We start from the raw sequence: 16,908 nt of genomic DNA on the forward strand, positions 1-16,908 counted from the left end.
TACCCGTACTTGTATTTGCACCACCTGGTTAAAACAATCAAAAATTTATCCAGCGCTCAAGTATTCCGTGAATACGATGGCACTAACTTTCAGCCATTTCAACATAAATGTACTCCGAGCTATGGCTTTACGGGCGATCGCATGAATAAGTTGAGAATTTTATTGTTTGCTACTGGTATTCTTATCAGCTTCAGTATATCTGCCTCGGATCGCTCTCATAGTCCGCATGGATATTTACTCAGTAGTTCGCCACTTGATGCTGCGAATGTTGCTCGTGAGTATTTCGTCGCCTCAAAAGGCTCAGATAATCATCCCGGTACGTTGGAGCGCCCATTTCAAACAGTGCAAAAGTGTGCTAGTGTCGCTCAGCCTGGTGACTCCTGCTTATTAAGAGCTGGAATTTATCGCGAAACAGTTCGCCCCGCAAATTCAGGGACATCATCGACTACACCGATAACATTTGCAGCGTACAACAAAGAGGACGTAACGATCTCCGGTGCGAATCTGGTTGAGGGATGGCAGGTGTTTCGCGGTTCTATTTTCCGTGCGAATGCGTCTTTACCCACAAGTAAATACAACGATACGGGCTTTTTTGCCAATCAAGTGTTTGTCAATGGCGAGATGATGCCAGAAGCGCGGTGGCCCAACACGGGAAGAGATCCGTTGCGTCCGAAACTGGCGGGTGGTGGTGTCAGAAGCCTGAGTGGGAATGCGGCGATCGTAGAAAACGCTGAAATTCCCAATTTAGCAGAGGGTTGGACTGGTGCTACAGTATGGACGAATGATTGGTATGTCACTCGCACCGGGACGATAACGGGTGGTACGGCGGGAAAGCTGACGGCACAAATGACTGCCCCTTGGGATCGAGGTGGATATTGGTTCTATCTAGTTGGCAAGTTGGGGTTGCTCGATAGCGAAGGCGAATGGTTTTACGATGGCAGCGATCGCACCCTCTATCTTTGGACTCTTGGTGGTACGAGTCCTAACTCAGTAGAGGTGAAGCAGCGCAACTTTGCTTTCGATCTGGGCGATCGCTCTTATATCGTACTGCGTAATTTGAAGCTTTTTGCCAGTACAGTGACCACCAGCAATGCGAGTAAAGGTGTAGTTATCGATGGTATCCGTGCCAAGTACGTATCGCACCACATGACTCTACCACCATTACCGAAGTCCGAGCAAGCACCTAATTCTGATGATGGTTTGATCGTTGCATCTCACGCGCACGACACCGGTATACAGTTACGGGGTAGCAAGCATACGCTGAAAAACTCAGTTGTGGAATGGAGTTCTGGCAATGGCGTATTGTTAGAAGGCACGGGACACAGAGTGACGAATAATATTATTGCTAACAGCAATTACATGGCATCTTACGCCGCCCCAGTCCGCATCAACGGGACTAATCATCGGATTACTTACAATACAATCGAAGCAGCTGGACGCGACGCTATCAGTTTTGATTGGCATACCGCAGGTTTCGACGGTAACAAAATCGATATTGCTTACAACGATATCTCTCGCTTTGGCATGTTGAGTACCGATTTGGGGGCAATTTATATCTGTTGCTATATCAATCTTGCAGGCGGAGCTATCCATCACAATTGGATTCGAGATACTCAAGCATTCAGTCCGTTTTGGGGAACGCGAGGTATTTATTTAGATATTGAAAGTTACAACAGTACAATTCATCACAATGTAGTGTGGAATATTACGGGGGGCAAAGATAGCTTTTATCTAGTCGCAGGTAGTCCACGCGGATACAATCGGATTTTCAACAATACGTTTCTCGGTTCAATATATACAGATAAAACTGTTGAAGCGCGCAACAATATTTTGCGGAGTTCGACGAGTATAACTGCCAGCCAGCAGTCTCACAATTTATTTCAGTCAACCGATCCAAAGTTCACCAAAGCTACTACAACAGATTCAAAATCTATCCCAGATTTTACCTTACAATCTGGTTCGCCTGCGATCGATGCAGGTATGGCAATTACTGGGGTGACAGATGGGTTCGTGGGTAGCGCCCCCGATATCGGGGCATACGAACGGGGCGCTAAGATTTGGAGAGCTGGCTCTAGACTGAAACGGTGATGTCAGAAACTTTGGCGAATTGAGTTGATTTTAATACGAACGTGTAGTAACCGTTGCTGTAACCAGGGTTTTCGCTAAATGAGACGATTTCAAAACCTGAGTTTTGCATAAACTGTTCAATTTTTTCCAAAGGTCGATTGACTACGCGAAGAGTATACTTATCTAGTACTCTTTGAAAGAGAGATTTTTTCTTTCCGCTCCCTTCGATCGCTAGGTTCTTATTTTCTGGTGATTCTAAACGAAATTCGCAAATGACTTTTCCTTGAGGTTTTAGAACTCTAAAAAACTCTTTTAAGAGTTGTTCGCATACGTCATCGGTAACGTGTAGCATGACAGCAAAAGAGTAAATAAAGTCTATACTAGAGTCACCAACTTGAGATAAGCGATCGCTCTTATTTTCAGTCAAATATGTAATGTTCGGTTGAGAGTTAATTTCTTTGGCACAAGCGATAACGCCTGCGGAAATATCTACGGCTATAACTCTGCGGCAATATTGTGCAGCTGCTTGAGCCAGGTATCCAGGTCCACAGCCATGATCTAGTACGGTCATTTCCTGGTTTATGTATGGTTTCACAGCCCTTTCAACCATAGACTGTCTATCGTTAACCATCCTTTTGTGTTCGGTTTCTAAAAAATTTCGACGAGATATGTTTTGAATGCTTTTTCTATGCTGTCCAAAATAATGAGGACTAATCGCAATTAAATTTAAAGCTAGATTTCTCCGATATTTTTGTGGAACTAATTGAAATAGTAGGGGTATGTAGAAAGCTCCTAAGTATTTTTGATCTGGGAATCCCATTGTCAAAAAAATTGCCAACTTTCTCATCCAGCTTGTATGGCGATATTTTCTAGTTTGTGAATTGTGGGCTTTAACTCGATCCATCACATTCGACTTCTGAGAATTATTTTTTGTCACGATGTTTAAACCTTGTAAATTTGTTTGATGTATGTTGTTTGTAAGACCTTGGGCAAGCTTTAACGTTAGTAGAAATAGCGAGTATTAGCGTCAAAACTTTGATAGAAAGTTATTTATTTATTCAATCTTTAACGCTATTTTTCTGTTTTCATGCCATCGTAGACCGATTAAAAGAGCAATAGTGAGCATAAAACCTGGTTCCTCCATTTGAGTCAGAAAAAAACCGTAAACTACTACAGTAAGTACGAGAAACCTACTGAAATCATCTAAGCAAAGATTGCGCCATACAATGAAGCCAAGATACAAATAAGTTCCTAGCCCAAACCAACCTAAATCTCCCCAAATTCCTGCCCAACTGAACAAAGGAACATACAAGGTTGTTGTCAAAGCAATCCAATTCCCATTGATAAACTTCCAGATGTCGTCATATAGAGGAGGATTGGAAGCTCCTAGCGGGCTTAATAAGTGCCAATACTCTCGAATTGACCATCCTCCTAATCTACCAAGTGTATGCCCTGGTCCAAGCCCAAATAACCAATTTAAGGGCGATCGCCAGTGGGCGAGTACCATATGAATTCCTTGCATTTTAACGGCAAGTCCGCCAGTCTCAGAATTCTCATATATATCGGATCTAGAAAACCAATATTTGTAAACCTCAAAAGCTTCTAGATTATATGCAGCCCAGATAAAAGCGGCGATCGCGAGAACGATACAGGTCACATACATTAAAAACTTTTTAACATTTCGAGTTTGGCTTAAACCTAACAACATCCAAGCTAATGCTGAAGTTAAAATTACCTGTTTTGTATCTGCAATCAAGATTTGATGAACTGCACCAATTAAGCTAAGTATTCGTAGCCAGAGGGGAGCTGTTTTAAAAAAAAGCAAGAAATATAAAGCAGCACTTACGGAAACGGCAGTGGAGACATAACCACCTGCTCCTGTTGCAAAGAAAACTCCTTGAACGCCATCCGTTTCATCCATTCCATTTGCTGCAAATAGTAAGCCAGCACTTAATAAAGGTTTCTGAACTTCAGCTAACAAAAAGTTAATCAAAGCTGAAATTAACATCCAATTCCTGATTTTTTTAATGCTGGCGGATGATAGGGGAATACAAACTATTGCTAGCAGGAATAGATATGGCTCAGCCAGAATTAAAAAGTTAAAAACTACATTGATAAAACCTGCGTTATTGACAAGCGCGCTGACAAGCATAGCTCCTAGCAGAACCAGAATAGCAGATGAAAGCAAACTGGCGATCGCCATTTGCTTACGATCCTTGCTGCGGTTAGTGACTAGCACCACTGCAAGCGCAAACCCAACTGTCAAAAAATGAAAAAAATTGAGAAATGAAGGAGCGCGAGTTATCGTACAAAAAATTCGAGAATAAAAAGCAGTAGCAAAGGCAAAAAATATCAGAGTTGAACTCTTAATAATATACTTCTTTTTTGCTATGGTTCTAGTGCCGATCGCTAAATCCATTTTTTGAGGTAAGGGTTGCATCTATTCATTTCCCTCCGCTAAATGTTTGGAGTTAAGTATTCGGACATACTTAAAGAGCAAATTTATTTTCTTTCTACCTTCTGCCTTTTCTCTACGATAAATATCTACGTTCACCTACTTATTGATTAAACTTTTTAACTTTCGATGTAGATTGATTTTGGTTATTGGTACTGATTTTATTAAAACTAGTTTGCACTCGTTGCAAAAAACCGACACGTAATGGACTCTTTCTAGCGATCGCAGCATAAAATTTCAGATAACGAGCGGCTACATCTGATTTAGAAAAACGCAGGTCTTTTGCAGTTTGACTGAGAGGTTTTTTTAATGCATTAATCATTGCTTGAGAGAGATTTTTTACTGGATCTCCTTGCAAGTCAAAGTAAGTACAGTTAGAGGAGCCAATTTCCCTAAATACTGGAATGTCAGAGCAAACTATCTTACAAGAAAAATGTATAGCTTCTGCTAGAGGCAAACAAAAACCTTCTTGCGACGAAGGGGCAATAAACATTTCACAATTTTGATACAGCCAACACAATTCACTATCTTCAATAGAATCAAGCAGTACTACCAGTTCTTGAAGGGAGAGTCGATTAATTAACTGCTGAATTTTTGCGGTTTCAGGTCCATTGTTGCCCACAATAACTAGTTTAGTCGTATTTTTTAAGTACTTGTTTTTAATTAACGACCAAAAAGCTTGGATTGCTAAGTTGATATTTTTATTGCTTCGATGTTGAGCAATACTCAATAGAAAAGAATCGCGATCGCTAATTGGTAAGTGAATTGACGAATTAGATTTTAAACCTTCCAAACTCACGTAGTTATAAATAACAGTTACTAGTTTGCGTAGATGAAGATTTGGAAAATATAATTTCAGGCTGCTTGCAGTAGATTTAGATACACAAACTAGACCATCGCTATTTGTTATACATTGCTTCAGAAATAAACGGTTGAAAATTGCATTTGGATATCCAAAAACTTCAGGACTTTCATAAGGATATAAATCGTGAATTGTAGAAATTATAGGAGACGAGAATAGCCTTCTTACAAAGGGGAAAGGAAATGACATATAAACTAAGTCAGGCAAGAGACGGTTAGCCAATTTTGGTAAACCAAATAAAAACCACATATTTCTTGCCAACGCACTATTCTCGATGTCTATATCGACCAAATTAATTTTTTTGGAGCTAAAAAATGTTTTAAAATAATGCTTCTGCCATGCTCCTACTATCAAAGTTACTTTAGTGACCTCTTTTGTATCAGCTAAGCATTGAGCTAAATTTGCGGCGTGTCTGCAAACACCAGTTGGTTTGGAAGGTCTGTGTAAAGCAGCAATGAGAATGTGCATATCGAGATGCTCCCTTAAATATGTATTGCCATGGATCGGATGTGACTCTAAGAGGCACGGTATTTTAGGAGCTATTTAGTCATTTTTGCTCCTGGCTTCTGACACCTGACTTCTGTATAAAGCTTGTTCAAATCTTCGCCGACAGCTTTCCAGCTATAGTTTTGACTGACTCGCTTCCGTGCAGCAAGACCCATACTAATTCTCAGTTCTGGATCTTGAACTAAGTGAATCATGCTGGCTGCGAGGTCGCGTACAGCTTGATATGGTTCGAGAGCTGGAACTTTAAAACCAGTTTCATTTGTAACTTGAATTGCTGGACCTCCTAAATCCAAACAGAGAACGGGACGACCTGCTGCCATTGCTTCCATACATACCCATCCTCCAGAATCATGCAAACTGGGATGAACTAATACGTGGCAATCTCTTAAGAGGTCTAAAGCTTTTTCACGCGGTAATTTACCCCAGAATTTTACTTTGCGATCGATACCCAAATCTCGTGCTAGAATTTGCAGGCGATCGCATTCCGGTCCTTCTCCAACAATCCAGTACTCTGTATTGGGTAAATTTGCTTGAGCGAAGGCACGCAGTCCCAGATGAAAGCCTTTCCAGTGTAAAAGCCTACCGATACTGATAAACCTTACTGGTGTCTCGTCAGGTATTTCATATTGAGTCAGAAGCGCCATATCTTCTTCAGGTAATCCGAATCCTGGCAAGATTTGTACCTGCTTTGCGCCTATTTTATACAGCCGCTCGGCTGTATCTTTAGTTGTTGCTCGGACTACAGTACTCTTTTTGGTAGTCAGATGTACAAAGGGATCTATCTCTCCCAACTTGCGAATTAAGCTGCGGGTAATTTCGTAAATTTTGGCTTTCCAACTAAAATCTTCCCAGAAGGTATTTGGCGCAGACTCTCCACCTCCTACTGGTCCCCAGATGAAGGGGGATGGTAGCAAAGATAGAAAGCAAGGATTGCAATACTTCATAAAAGTAACATGGTGCGTCAGGTCAAAGCCAATTTTCTGATGCAGGCGACGAGCAACAAAATATGCTTGAATTTGCCATAAGTAATAATGCAGTTGCATTCCGCCAGAGTGTCCCCATCGGCGGCTATCGTACCAAAAGGGGAGAGTGAAATAAATAAAGTGAAGATTGGGGATGGGGTTGCGTGCTAGTTCTGCCTCAATCTCATTCTGGCTTTCATCAGGTCGAGTGAGTACCCAAACTTCGTGATATTTGGCAGCCTCGCGAACGATATTCCAACCGATACCAGGCTCGGAACCCATACCTGGTTCGCAGGAGTATGCAGATATTAAAATTTTCATAGTTGGGAGCGGAAATAAAGGTATGAAATTTTTTGCCAATTAGCCATAGGAAGGCTGGAAAATAAAGTTGCAGATATAGGTTTTTCCTAGAGAGGATAACCCGGCATAATTTTCGATGTTTTGGTATTTTTTGAGAGAAAAGTTATCTAAACTTTTAAGCTCTCCATCTAGCAAGAAGAAACCTTTGTAACCTAAAGCTAGAATCTTCGCAAATATCTCAGAAATATCGCGATCTGGATGATGTTTTTGTTCGATTTCAATCAGAAGATTTGGGCGTTGAGTTATCAATAAATTTTTGGCTCCATCAATTGTAGCTGCTTCATGTCCCTCTACGTCAATTTTGATAAAACCAACGTTTGTATGACCTTGCTCGTCAAGTGTTTTTAATGGTACTTGATATGTTTTACTACCTTGAGGAACAGCTTTTTCTTCTAGGCTTCCAAGTTGGTCGTATAAAAAGTTATCGACAAGTGGGATTGATAGATTTGCTTGTCCCGACCGATTGGAAAGAGCGATCGCGTAAACGCTCACATTAGAACGACCCGATTTATGAATGAATTCTGCTAGTTCTGGATTGGGTTCGTAAGCAAATACATGACGCGAAAGCCGAGCTAGAAAATAAGTATAAATTCCTTTATTTGCCCCAATGTCAATACTATTTTTCTGGCGATCGACCAGCGATTTAAGTATTTTTAACTCAGGCTCACCTTTACGGTAGTGCATTGCAGCCATTAAGTGAATAACAGCCGAGGGGGGTAATGTTCTTCTAACTAAATCTTTTGTAGACATTACAATCATTTTACTACTTTCTCTCCATTGAAATTTTTAAGTAATTATTAGAAGAAATTCGATTGCTAGACGATCTGGTACTTAGTAATTCTTCATAAACTTTAGCTACTTGCTCTGCTGTTTTCTCCCAAGTAAATGACTTAACTCTATGCAAACTTTTGTTTACAAGGTCTTGGTAGTACGTTGGATCTTTTTGCAAACAAATTACTGCGTCTGCAATTTCCATCGAATTGTTTGGGTTAACTAAAATCCCAGCATCACCAACAACTTCAGGCATAGCAGATACATTAGAAGTAATGACAGGAGTACCGCAAGCCATTGCTTCTAAAATAGTGATTCCAAACCCTTCGTGTAATGAAGGAGCAATTAGAATATTAGCAGCATTATATAACTGTATTAAGGTCGATTTATCTGGTTTTCCAAAATATTTAATCCATTTAGTTAAGTTATGACTTTGGATAAACTCTTTTTGCTCGGTGTTAAAATCTGACCCTACTTTCCAAAATTGTATTGGCAAACCTTTGTCAACTAAAACTGCTATTGCTTGTAAAATCTTAGAAATATTTTTACGGGGATGATTTACGCCAACATTTAAAAGACAAAATGTTTCCTTGCTAATTCCTTGTTGAGTGCGAAATGACTCAACTTCTACTTGGGGTAAAGGTTTGAAAATAGCTTCGACAGCATTAGGAATCACGCTAATCCGCGCTGGCTCAATATCTAAGATTTGTGTTGTATCTTTAGCGGTCGCACTAGAAACAGCAATGATGCGATCGGCAGATTTCATGCCTTTAACTGCATAGATCCAAGCACTTTTACTAACTAGCGGTAATTGTACCGAACCTTTAAGATTATCGCGGTAGAAAAAGTTAATCAGGTCGTGACAAGTAACGATCGCAGGTTGACCAGTCTGCTTTAACCAATAGACGAGATGAGCATCACAAGGTTCGATAATATGAAAAATATCGGCTGTTTGCTGTTTAACTCTACGAGGATAGCGCCAGAAACGTTCGTAATATTTCTGCACTCTCAGCAACCAGGAAGAATTATTGCGATCGAAAGAACGCGGTGCTAATTCAATAATTTCCCAATCGGGACGGACAGCTTTGAGTCCTGAAATTAAACCGTTGGTATGGACATCAATGCTAAATTCAGCCATTGTTCGTGCGATCGCGACGCGCATTTTTAAACTCCTTATCAGTTATCAGTTATCAGTTATCAGCCATCGCTTCCCACTTCCTATTCCCTTCTCCCCATTTCCTCAATGTTTGCCATAGTTGAAGCGATCGCGCTGCAATTCGTTCGTGCGAGTAATGCTGTTGAACTCTGTTCAAACAGTAATTTTTTACTTCTTGTCGCCAATTTGGGTCGCAAATTAGTCGCTCTAAAATTACTGCTAATTGATGTGCGTCTTCTTCTGAAAATATTAAGTCAGATCGTCCGATCGCGTGGGGAATTTCGCCACTGGTAGAGCCGATAACAGGTACACCCATTGCCATTGCTTCAATTAATACATGACCGAACTGTTCTTTCCAGGTGGGAGTTGTGCGTGAGGGAAGTACGAGTACGTCAAATTGTGCGATTGCGATCGGTGCTGCTTCGTGTCGTACTGCTTTTTCCCAAATTACCAAGTCAGCAATCTGCTGTTTTTCTGCTTCCTGACGCAAATCTGCTTCACTCGTACCAGAACCGCAGAGGATGACGCGACAATTGAAACCCCGTTGTCGCAGTTGACTAACAGCGGTAAATAAGATGTCTATTCCTTTTCCCGCAACATATCGTCCTAAAAAACCGATATGGAACTCTTGGCGATCGCCTTGAGATAATTGCGGCGCGAATAAATTCGTGTCTACTCCCATCTGAGGCATAATTGCGATCTTTCTTGTATATCCCCAATGACGCAATAAATCGGCTCCTTCATGATTCCCTGCAATAATGGCGCTGGCTGAATTCAGCACAAATTGACGCACCCAACGGCGAAATCTGGGTAGGTTGCGATCCATATTTTCCCACCCAAATACAACTAATTGCTTGCCTGTTATTCGCGTCCAAATTGCTAGTTCAAACGCACACATTGAGAAAACTTCTTCTTCGACTTGTACTATGTCAGGTTGAAAATCGTTCAGCACTTGCCAAACTCGCCAAGGTGCGTAAATATGAGCGCCGCCACGACCAGCAAACAACACGGGTGCGCTGTAAACTTGAATTTTTGAGTACGGTTTTTCTAGTTCAAGTCGGCGATTCCATTCCAATGCTTTCCAGTTACTAGGAGCCAATAAACCGACTTCAATTCCATCAATTTCTGCGATCGCCTGAAGTTTTCCCTGATTTACACCTACTACATAAGCATGGCTGACAAAAAGAACTCGCAGACAAGAGTTAGTTTTAAAATTCGTTTTTTTGCTATGAATTGAATCTACTGTTTTCATTGTATTTATTATGTATAAATCGTTATATTTTACTACTAGATAACTTCGACCGATTTGCCTGCAACTGAATTTTTGTAATTATCCAAGCGATCGCTTTGGGGCGAAAATGCGGCGCGTATAACCAAGCGATCGCGGGTTTTGCTAAAGCTAAAGGCATAAATCCCACCCAAATAAACCAGAGACTGTAGATCGATCGTTTTTGCCAATTAAAGTGCGAGTATTTCCAAAGCGAACGAATTCCCTGATAGACAAGTGAGAGAGAACTATCGGAAGGAATCGGATGATTTTGAGGATCTAAGCGTAAGGAAATAATCCGCGACCATAATCGCCCGATGGCTCGTTGTTCTAAATCTTTTGGTAATTTATATCCTAATTCGTTTGCTTTTTGTAATAGCAGGGAATAGTTTTGTAGATCGTGCCGGACAAATCTATGAAAGCGATCGCCTGTTACTGTAGCTAAAGCCCACTGATTGCTATTATGAATTCGGTACACACCTAAAGGTTCTTCAATCGCTGCTACTTCTCCATAAAAAGGAATTGAAATTGATAAGTAATCATCAGCAGTTAGTTTATATTCATCGGGAATCGGGAAGACTTGTTCTAGTGCTTTACGATTGAGTGCGTTGCCACTAGTAGGTGTGCTACCATAACAACCAACTTCTAGTAATCTGCGCCATACCTCGCCAGTCGATAATAATGCACCTTGCGGACAGGAATATCCTAGAGATTGACTAAAGGTATCAACTACATTTAAGCGGTAATGTACTTTAGCTAAATGTGGTTCCCAGATAGAAACTATGCGTTCGACAGTATGAGGAAAAAGATAATCGTCAGAGTCTAAGAAGATAATAATTTCGCCTTGACTTATAGCAAATCCACTATTAAAAGCGGCTGCTTGTTTGCCATTTTCTTGCAGAATAGGAATGATACGCTCGCCGTAACTAGCAATAATATTGCGAGAATTATCTGTAGATCCGTCATCGACAACAATGACTTCAGTATGAGGATAAGTTTGGCTTAAGGCACTATCAATTGCTTCTGCTAAAAAGCGATCGTAGTTATAGTTATTGATGATGATGCTAACTGATAGTTTATTTTTCATAAAAATAGCTCTTAAAAGTAAACATATTAGTCCCTGGCATCTCCAGTTCTAATTTAGGTTGTCTACCAGTAATTTTTTCACGGTTCGCCCAGCCACCTTCCAGTTAAGTCGCGTCTGATATTCATTAAAAGCAGAAAGTGCCAGATCTTTGTATTCGTTATAGTTATTAAATAAATGAATTACATATTTACAGTACTCCGAAATATCGGCTTCTTTGTCAAATGTTGCACCATTTAAACCTATTTTGATAATTGTCGGAATTCCCCCAACTTTAGTGGAAAGACAAGGTACGCCTAGTGAATTCGCTTCGCATAAAACAATGGGCGAACAATCTGCAAGTGAGGGCAAAATTAGAAAGTGAGATTCGCCAATAAGTTGATGGATTTTCTCTTGACCTTCGCGACTAGATTTACTAATAAAACCCAATGGTTTAACAAAACTAGGTAGAGAACCTTCTACAATAGGATGAGAGCCAATAACTGTTAGCTCTGTACTCAAACCTAAGTTATTTAACTCCTGAGCAACCTTAAGGGCAATATCTCCCCCCTTACGGAACCAATCAACTCCAATAAATAGCAATTTACATGGACTTAAGGGTCTGACTTCAATTAAATCTTTAACTTCGTAAAGAGTTTTACTACTTTCAATGTTTGCTCCAAAAGGTACAACTTTTACTTTTGCTGGATCGGCTTGATAATATTCAATAGCGGTTTGAGCTGCCCATTCAGATGAATAAATTGCTAGCTTAGATTTCTGGAGAGCAGTTTTTTCCATTAAATGTCCGTTGCTAATTGACTCCTGACATAGATTGCTATATTGGGGATAAAAATCTATTAAGTTAGCAAAAGTTGCATCTGCCCAGAAAACAATTGGCTGTTGGCATTCAAGATATGCGATCGGATCTACCGTGGCACTAAATATAATATTTGCATTACTTTGAGCTAGTTTTTTAGAAACCCGATCGGCGTAATTTTTAAGAAGTGTTGGTTCTGTAGTTTTGATATAAGTTTTGTGAAAAAGCTCGTGATAGTGCCGCTTCAGTTTTAGCCAAACTTTCAACGTCAGTGGATTTTTTAGAGAACCAATATACTCTATGTCGCTGGCGACCTGCTGCTTGAGTGACTGAGCTATGTAATAACCTGTTCCCGACCATTCATTACAGCCTTGCGTACCTAAAAAGCGAGCATTGTAGGTGGTTGTGTATGCTATCTTCATATTTTTTATAATGGTTATATTTTAAAATACAATATTTTTGTATTTTTGTGATTTTACACATGCAAAACTCAAGTAAAGATTACTGTCTACGACCTGAGATTGTTAAGCTACTTTTCCCGCGAACAGTTTTTTCTACAAAGTTAAATACTTGTGATTTTAGGAAGTAGTAACTCGGACGAAATGAGAGGAAAGAACGACGTGTATTAAAAAAGACTTGCTGTTGCCAAGGCGACATCGAACACCAATTTTTATAGGCTGGAATTGCACTATCGATCAAAAAAGTTTGCCATTTTGCAACCATTTGCTCCGATTGTGTTTCTTTAGCCCGTATCCACCCGTTTTCAACCATAGCGCGACGCATTTCCTTGTTATCTCGAAGGCGCTTGAGCGATGAAATTACCTCTGTCAAAGAAGTTGCTTCTAGATAATCAAGCTCGCTTTTGCGCTCGGCTCGGAAGGCAGATTCATATCCTAAGATTGCTGGTACGCCAGCGTGCCATGCATTATATAATTTTGATGCAGGCTTGCCTCTAAAATAATTTTTACGACCAAATTCTCTGACAGCCAAGACGACATCAATATCACTGTAGTCATGCCAGGAATCGTGAGCGAGTTTCTTCTGAAATCGCAAGCCTAAAGCGTCTAGTTGCTCGTGCCAAAACTGACCCCGAAATTCAGCGACTAAATTTGTTTCGTTTCCCATAAAAGCAACATTTTCAAAAGTATCTCCTCGCCGAGGATCGCGAGGAATCAGAGAAGATTGCGCCCAGTGAGGAATAAAGTAACTTTCCCAAAGTGTCAAAAATCGCTTAGGTATTGCTTGGTACGGATTTTGCACGACATGCAGTTGTGCGTAAGGATGTCGATCCACATCTGCTCTTAAGCAAACAATGAGTACCTTGGGACTAGGCTGTAGAGAATCATCGAGAAAATCACGATGAGACAAAACAATTCCTTCATCAGGCATTGTTCCTATCAATTGACAAGAAAAGCCATAGTCTTTGAGATAAAGATAGGTTTGCAGCGTCCAAAAACAGCCACCACTTTGCATAGGAGAAATTGAATGTTGAGCACACTGCCACTGCCAGTAGGAATCGGCGTTTTGCGGTAAATCGCCAGGGGGTAATTTGCTGGGAGGAATATAAAAATAAATTGGGGGTAAGTTTTTCAGCATATAATTTGTAAAACTAAAAATTTAATTAACGTTTTCGTAAAGAACGCCAATGCGAGTAGTTACGGCGCAATAAGTAATAGCGCGATCGCAATTTTTCTGTGAGTAAAACATTCAGCGGATTATTACGAAATCCGTACTTTTTGACCAAGTTGAACCACAACTGTAGCCGTTGTTTGAATGGCATCAGCGGCATGTGCCAATGCATAACTGTTTTCAGATCGGTTTGATTGACGCTTGGTAAGAAGATATCCGGTTCACCTAAAGACATCTCATCCACTAAATCTAAGGTCGCAGTTTTTTTTGGTAGAGCTACAACATAAGAATAAAGATCGTTTAAAGCATTCTGCCAATGATTACCCCAATGAGTTGCGGCTATTTTATTTCTGGTGGCTTCCCCAAGCGATAAACGAAACTCTTCATCTTCAACTAAGCGGGACAAAACTGCTGTATATTCTTCTAGATCGCGCACTCGAATTAAATTGCCAGTCAAACCAGGCATATCAGAGCCAAGAACGCCGCATAGATCGGAAGAGTATGGATAGCGACTCACCGAGGGTACGCCGTAGCTGCCAGCTTCTAGTATGGATGTAATGGAAACGAAAGGAAATGAGTCAACATAGATGTCGGCAGCTTGATAAAATACAGCGGTATCTTTAGTTTCTCCCAAGACTTGAATTCTTCCCTGGGTTTGCTGGATCGCTGCCGACCAATCTTCGTCGCTATGACCTGGACCGATCGCAACCAAGATCGCTCGATCGTATCGCTTTAGTAATTCAACGTGAGCATCAGCAAAACTAACGCCATCAACCGTTTTATATTTAACTGCTCTGGCAATGGAGAGCAGCATGATACTGTTTTCGTCAATTCCAAGTTGTTGCTTGGCTTGCGATCGCGACAGTTTTCTACAAGCTGGTTCTAAAATCGTCGCAAGCAGCAGGTTACGCTTTGCCTCAATCCCTCGGCGCTGCTGAGATAAATGCATTCCCGACTCGCGGAGATTCGCGATCGCGTCACTAACAGCAGCTCCTACCCAAAACCAATGGTCGCCGTGATTTGTATAGACAATTGCGGGAGATTGTGCTTTACTAGCAAATGCAATTGTTGGTACAACATCGTACTCCCAAGTATGTAGTATCACAATATCTGCTGTTGCGGCACATTCGCGCAGTCTTTTGGCGCGAGAGATAATTCCGCCACTTCGGTCGTTTAATACGTAAATCTTGCCCTGGCTATTGACTACAGCATCTTTCAGGTTTTGAGGAATTTCGTTCAGTGCTTGCCTTGTCAAAGCAACTGAGTGCGATCGCTCGGTATCCTGTTGAATCCAGCGCCGCAATAGTCTAGGTATACCGCCGATATCAGAAAGATGGGTTGATACGTGAAGTACGTGCTTCACCGTTTTGGGCAATGCAGTCTCCTTTTGAGGAGCGAAAGCGATTGGGATTGCCTTGCGTCCAATGGTCAGGAGGAGCTGCTCTAGTTCGGAGCTGACGAAAAAACCACAATGGTTCAACTGAGCGTAGTTAGCTGCAAGCTGCCCGTACACCGCTGCTGCTTCGTAGTTGCCTTGCTGCGCTAAGTCTTTTGCTTGCGAGATCAGGCTACGAAACGCCGCAAAGTTTTGTGGGATGAGCTGGCGACCTTCTGCTTGCCAAAGGCTGAGTGTTTTGTTAGCTAGTGTTTCCATATACTTTCTCTCGATCTGCTCCTGCTAGATTGCACTCAGCACAACACTTAAAGACAAACAGTTTTCAAAACCGCGATCGCCCGATCTTGTTCCGGCTCGGTCATTTGGTGGAAAAGTGGTAAGATGATGGCGCGATCGGTAGCTCGTTCGCTTTCGATGAGGCGATCGCTTCCACAAGACCAAGCCTCAATTTGATATGCTGCTTCGCGGTGAGCGCACATAATCCCGCGTCGCGTCGAAATTCCCGCATCCAACATCGCCTGCATGACTTGCACCTGGTCGCACTGCTCCGGTAAGCGGACGCAATAGCTCTGCCAGTTACTTTTTGCCCAAACTGGCTCGGTAGGCAATTTTAATCCAGGCACATCTGAGAGCTGTTCATGGTATCGCTGTGCTAGGTGGCGGCGACGCGCGACAATTTCTGGTAAGCGTTTGAGCTGTTCCCGTCCCACTGCCGCTTGAATGTCGGTCATCCGGTAGTTGTAGCCCAACATCGGGTAAGACTCGAAAATCACTTGTTTTGCACCGTGGCGGACAGTATCGGGGACGCTCATGCCGTGTTGTCGCCACAGACGAAATTGTTTGTCCCATTCAGGATTGCGGGTGGTTAGCATTCCACCATCACCAGTCGTAATTACCTTACGGGGATGAAAGGAAAAACAGGCAATATCGCCGTGCGGCTTGCCGATTTTTTCCCACTCACCATCCCAGAGAATTTCACTGCCAATGGCGCAGGCTGCATCTTCAATAACTGGCAAATTGTAGCGATGGGCAACGTCCAAAATTGCTTTGAGGTCGCAGGGCATTCCCATTTGGTGGACGACTAGAATCGCGCGGGTGCAATCGCTCACCACCGCTTCAATTAAAGTGGGATTGATATTGTAAGTGTGCGGCTCGATATCGACAAATACCGGAATTGCGCCGCAGTATCGGATACTATTGGCAGTCGCAATATAAGAATGACTGACGGTAATTACCTCATCGCCGGGTTTTACGCCCACGGCTAACAAAGCTAGATGTAATGCCGTGGTACAGTTAGAAACCGCACAAGCAGACTTTGCCCCTACATAAGCGGCAAACTCTTGCTCGAAAGCGGCGACTTCGGGTCCTTGCGTCACCCAACCGGACATAATCGCCCGCTTAGCGGCATCTGCCTCAGCTTCGCCCATCCAAGGTTTGGCAATTGGAATATTCTGCATCTGCTCAGACATTGCTTGTTTCCTTTGCCAGCTTTTGTTCGCGCCACCATTTGACAAGCTGACATAACCCCTCTTCTAGAGAGACTTGTGCCTCAAAACCCAGCAACTCTCTTGCTTTGCTGACATCTGCTAGTCGGCG

General features: G+C 41.9%; 13 protein-coding genes and 1 pseudogene. 1 reads left to right on the plus strand and 13 read right to left on the minus strand.

Annotated features, from left to right (window positions below):
* Positions 1–15: 15 nt before the first annotated feature.
* Positions 16–2,088 carry a right-handed parallel beta-helix repeat-containing protein gene (locus tag H6G17_RS08440; RefSeq protein ID WP_192156101.1) on the plus strand — a complete coding sequence of 691 codons (2,073 nt, stop codon included), beginning with the start codon at positions 16–18 and terminating at the stop codon, positions 2,086–2,088.
* Here the strand turns inward: H6G17_RS08440 and H6G17_RS33385 are convergent.
* The 13 genes and pseudogenes from H6G17_RS33385 to H6G17_RS34565 form a co-directional block, all read right to left on the minus strand.
* Positions 2,072–3,004: a class I SAM-dependent methyltransferase gene (locus H6G17_RS33385; protein WP_192156103.1), complete on the minus strand. Its 933-nt coding sequence runs from the start codon at positions 3,002–3,004 to the stop codon at positions 2,072–2,074. The genes H6G17_RS08440 and H6G17_RS33385 overlap by 17 nt on opposite strands.
* Positions 3,005–3,121: 117 nt before the next feature.
* Positions 3,122–4,507: a hypothetical protein gene (locus H6G17_RS08450; RefSeq protein WP_192156105.1), complete on the minus strand. Its 1,386-nt coding sequence runs from the start codon at positions 4,505–4,507 to the stop codon at positions 3,122–3,124.
* Positions 4,508–4,625: 118 nt separating this feature from the next.
* Positions 4,626–5,852, minus strand: coding sequence for a glycosyltransferase family 1 protein (locus tag H6G17_RS08455; RefSeq protein ID WP_192156107.1), 1,227 nt, complete (start codon positions 5,850–5,852; stop codon positions 4,626–4,628).
* A 71-nt stretch (positions 5,853–5,923) separates the two neighbouring features.
* Entirely contained in the window at positions 5,924–7,174 is a 1,251-nt protein-coding gene (locus H6G17_RS08460) for a glycosyltransferase family 4 protein (RefSeq protein ID WP_192156109.1), read from the minus strand.
* 39 nt (positions 7,175–7,213) lie between these two features.
* Positions 7,214–7,972, minus strand: a complete 759-nt coding sequence (locus tag H6G17_RS08465) for an FkbM family methyltransferase (RefSeq protein ID WP_206757149.1) — start codon at positions 7,970–7,972, stop codon at positions 7,214–7,216.
* Positions 7,973–7,976: 4 nt separating this feature from the next.
* The gene (locus tag H6G17_RS08470) at positions 7,977–9,146 is read right to left on the minus strand and encodes a glycosyltransferase family 1 protein (protein ID WP_192156113.1); all 1,170 of its coding nucleotides are present in this window, start codon (positions 9,144–9,146) and stop codon (positions 7,977–7,979) included.
* A 28-nt stretch (positions 9,147–9,174) separates the two neighbouring features.
* Positions 9,175–10,392: a glycosyltransferase gene (locus H6G17_RS08475; protein WP_192156115.1), complete on the minus strand. Its 1,218-nt coding sequence runs from the start codon at positions 10,390–10,392 to the stop codon at positions 9,175–9,177.
* Positions 10,393–10,414: 22 nt separating this feature from the next.
* Positions 10,415–11,494, minus strand: coding sequence for a glycosyltransferase (locus H6G17_RS08480; RefSeq protein ID WP_192156118.1), 1,080 nt, complete (start codon positions 11,492–11,494; stop codon positions 10,415–10,417).
* A gap of 48 nt (positions 11,495–11,542) precedes the next feature.
* Positions 11,543–12,709, minus strand: coding sequence for a glycosyltransferase family 4 protein (locus H6G17_RS08485; RefSeq protein WP_192156119.1), 1,167 nt, complete (start codon positions 12,707–12,709; stop codon positions 11,543–11,545).
* A 79-nt stretch (positions 12,710–12,788) separates the two neighbouring features.
* Positions 12,789–13,883, minus strand: a complete 1,095-nt coding sequence (locus H6G17_RS08490; protein WP_192156121.1) for a hypothetical protein — start codon at positions 13,881–13,883, stop codon at positions 12,789–12,791.
* A 25-nt stretch (positions 13,884–13,908) separates the two neighbouring features.
* A complete protein-coding gene (locus H6G17_RS08495; RefSeq protein WP_192156122.1) occupies positions 13,909–15,570 on the minus strand; it encodes a glycosyltransferase family 4 protein in 1,662 nt (553 codons plus the stop codon).
* Between the two features lie 47 nt (positions 15,571–15,617).
* Entirely contained in the window at positions 15,618–16,781 is a 1,164-nt protein-coding gene (locus tag H6G17_RS08500) for a DegT/DnrJ/EryC1/StrS family aminotransferase (RefSeq protein WP_192156123.1), read from the minus strand.
* A pseudogene (locus H6G17_RS34565) lies at positions 16,774–16,908 on the minus strand (NAD-dependent epimerase); the annotation flags it as partial. The gene H6G17_RS08500 and the pseudogene H6G17_RS34565, both read right to left, overlap by 8 nt.

The sequence above is a fragment of the Chroococcidiopsis sp. [FACHB-1243] genome (genome assembly GCF_014696895.1).
GTDB lineage: Bacteria > Cyanobacteriota > Cyanobacteriia > Cyanobacteriales > Chroococcidiopsidaceae > Chroococcidiopsis.

Excerpts from the sequence above, each read along its gene's own strand:
- H6G17_RS08450 (WP_192156105.1), bottom strand. The coding sequence starts at position 4,507 with ATGCAACCCTTACCTCAAAAAATGGATTTAGCGATCGGCACTAGAACC.
- H6G17_RS08455 (WP_192156107.1), bottom strand. The coding sequence starts at position 5,852 with ATGCACATTCTCATTGCTGCTTTACACAGACCTTCCAAACCAACTGGT.
- H6G17_RS08460 (WP_192156109.1), bottom strand. The coding sequence starts at position 7,174 with ATGAAAATTTTAATATCTGCATACTCCTGCGAACCAGGTATGGGTTCC.
- H6G17_RS08465 (WP_206757149.1), bottom strand. The coding sequence starts at position 7,972 with ATGATTGTAATGTCTACAAAAGATTTAGTTAGAAGAACATTACCCCCC.
- H6G17_RS08470 (WP_192156113.1), bottom strand. The coding sequence starts at position 9,146 with ATGCGCGTCGCGATCGCACGAACAATGGCTGAATTTAGCATTGATGTC.
- H6G17_RS08475 (WP_192156115.1), bottom strand. The coding sequence starts at position 10,392 with ATGAAAACAGTAGATTCAATTCATAGCAAAAAAACGAATTTTAAAACT.
- H6G17_RS08480 (WP_192156118.1), bottom strand. The coding sequence starts at position 11,494 with ATGAAAAATAAACTATCAGTTAGCATCATCATCAATAACTATAACTAC.
- H6G17_RS08485 (WP_192156119.1), bottom strand. The coding sequence starts at position 12,709 with ATGAAGATAGCATACACAACCACCTACAATGCTCGCTTTTTAGGTACG.
- H6G17_RS08490 (WP_192156121.1), bottom strand. The coding sequence starts at position 13,883 with ATGCTGAAAAACTTACCCCCAATTTATTTTTATATTCCTCCCAGCAAA.
- H6G17_RS08495 (WP_192156122.1), bottom strand. The coding sequence starts at position 15,570 with ATGGAAACACTAGCTAACAAAACACTCAGCCTTTGGCAAGCAGAAGGT.
- H6G17_RS08500 (WP_192156123.1), bottom strand. The coding sequence starts at position 16,781 with ATGTCTGAGCAGATGCAGAATATTCCAATTGCCAAACCTTGGATGGGC.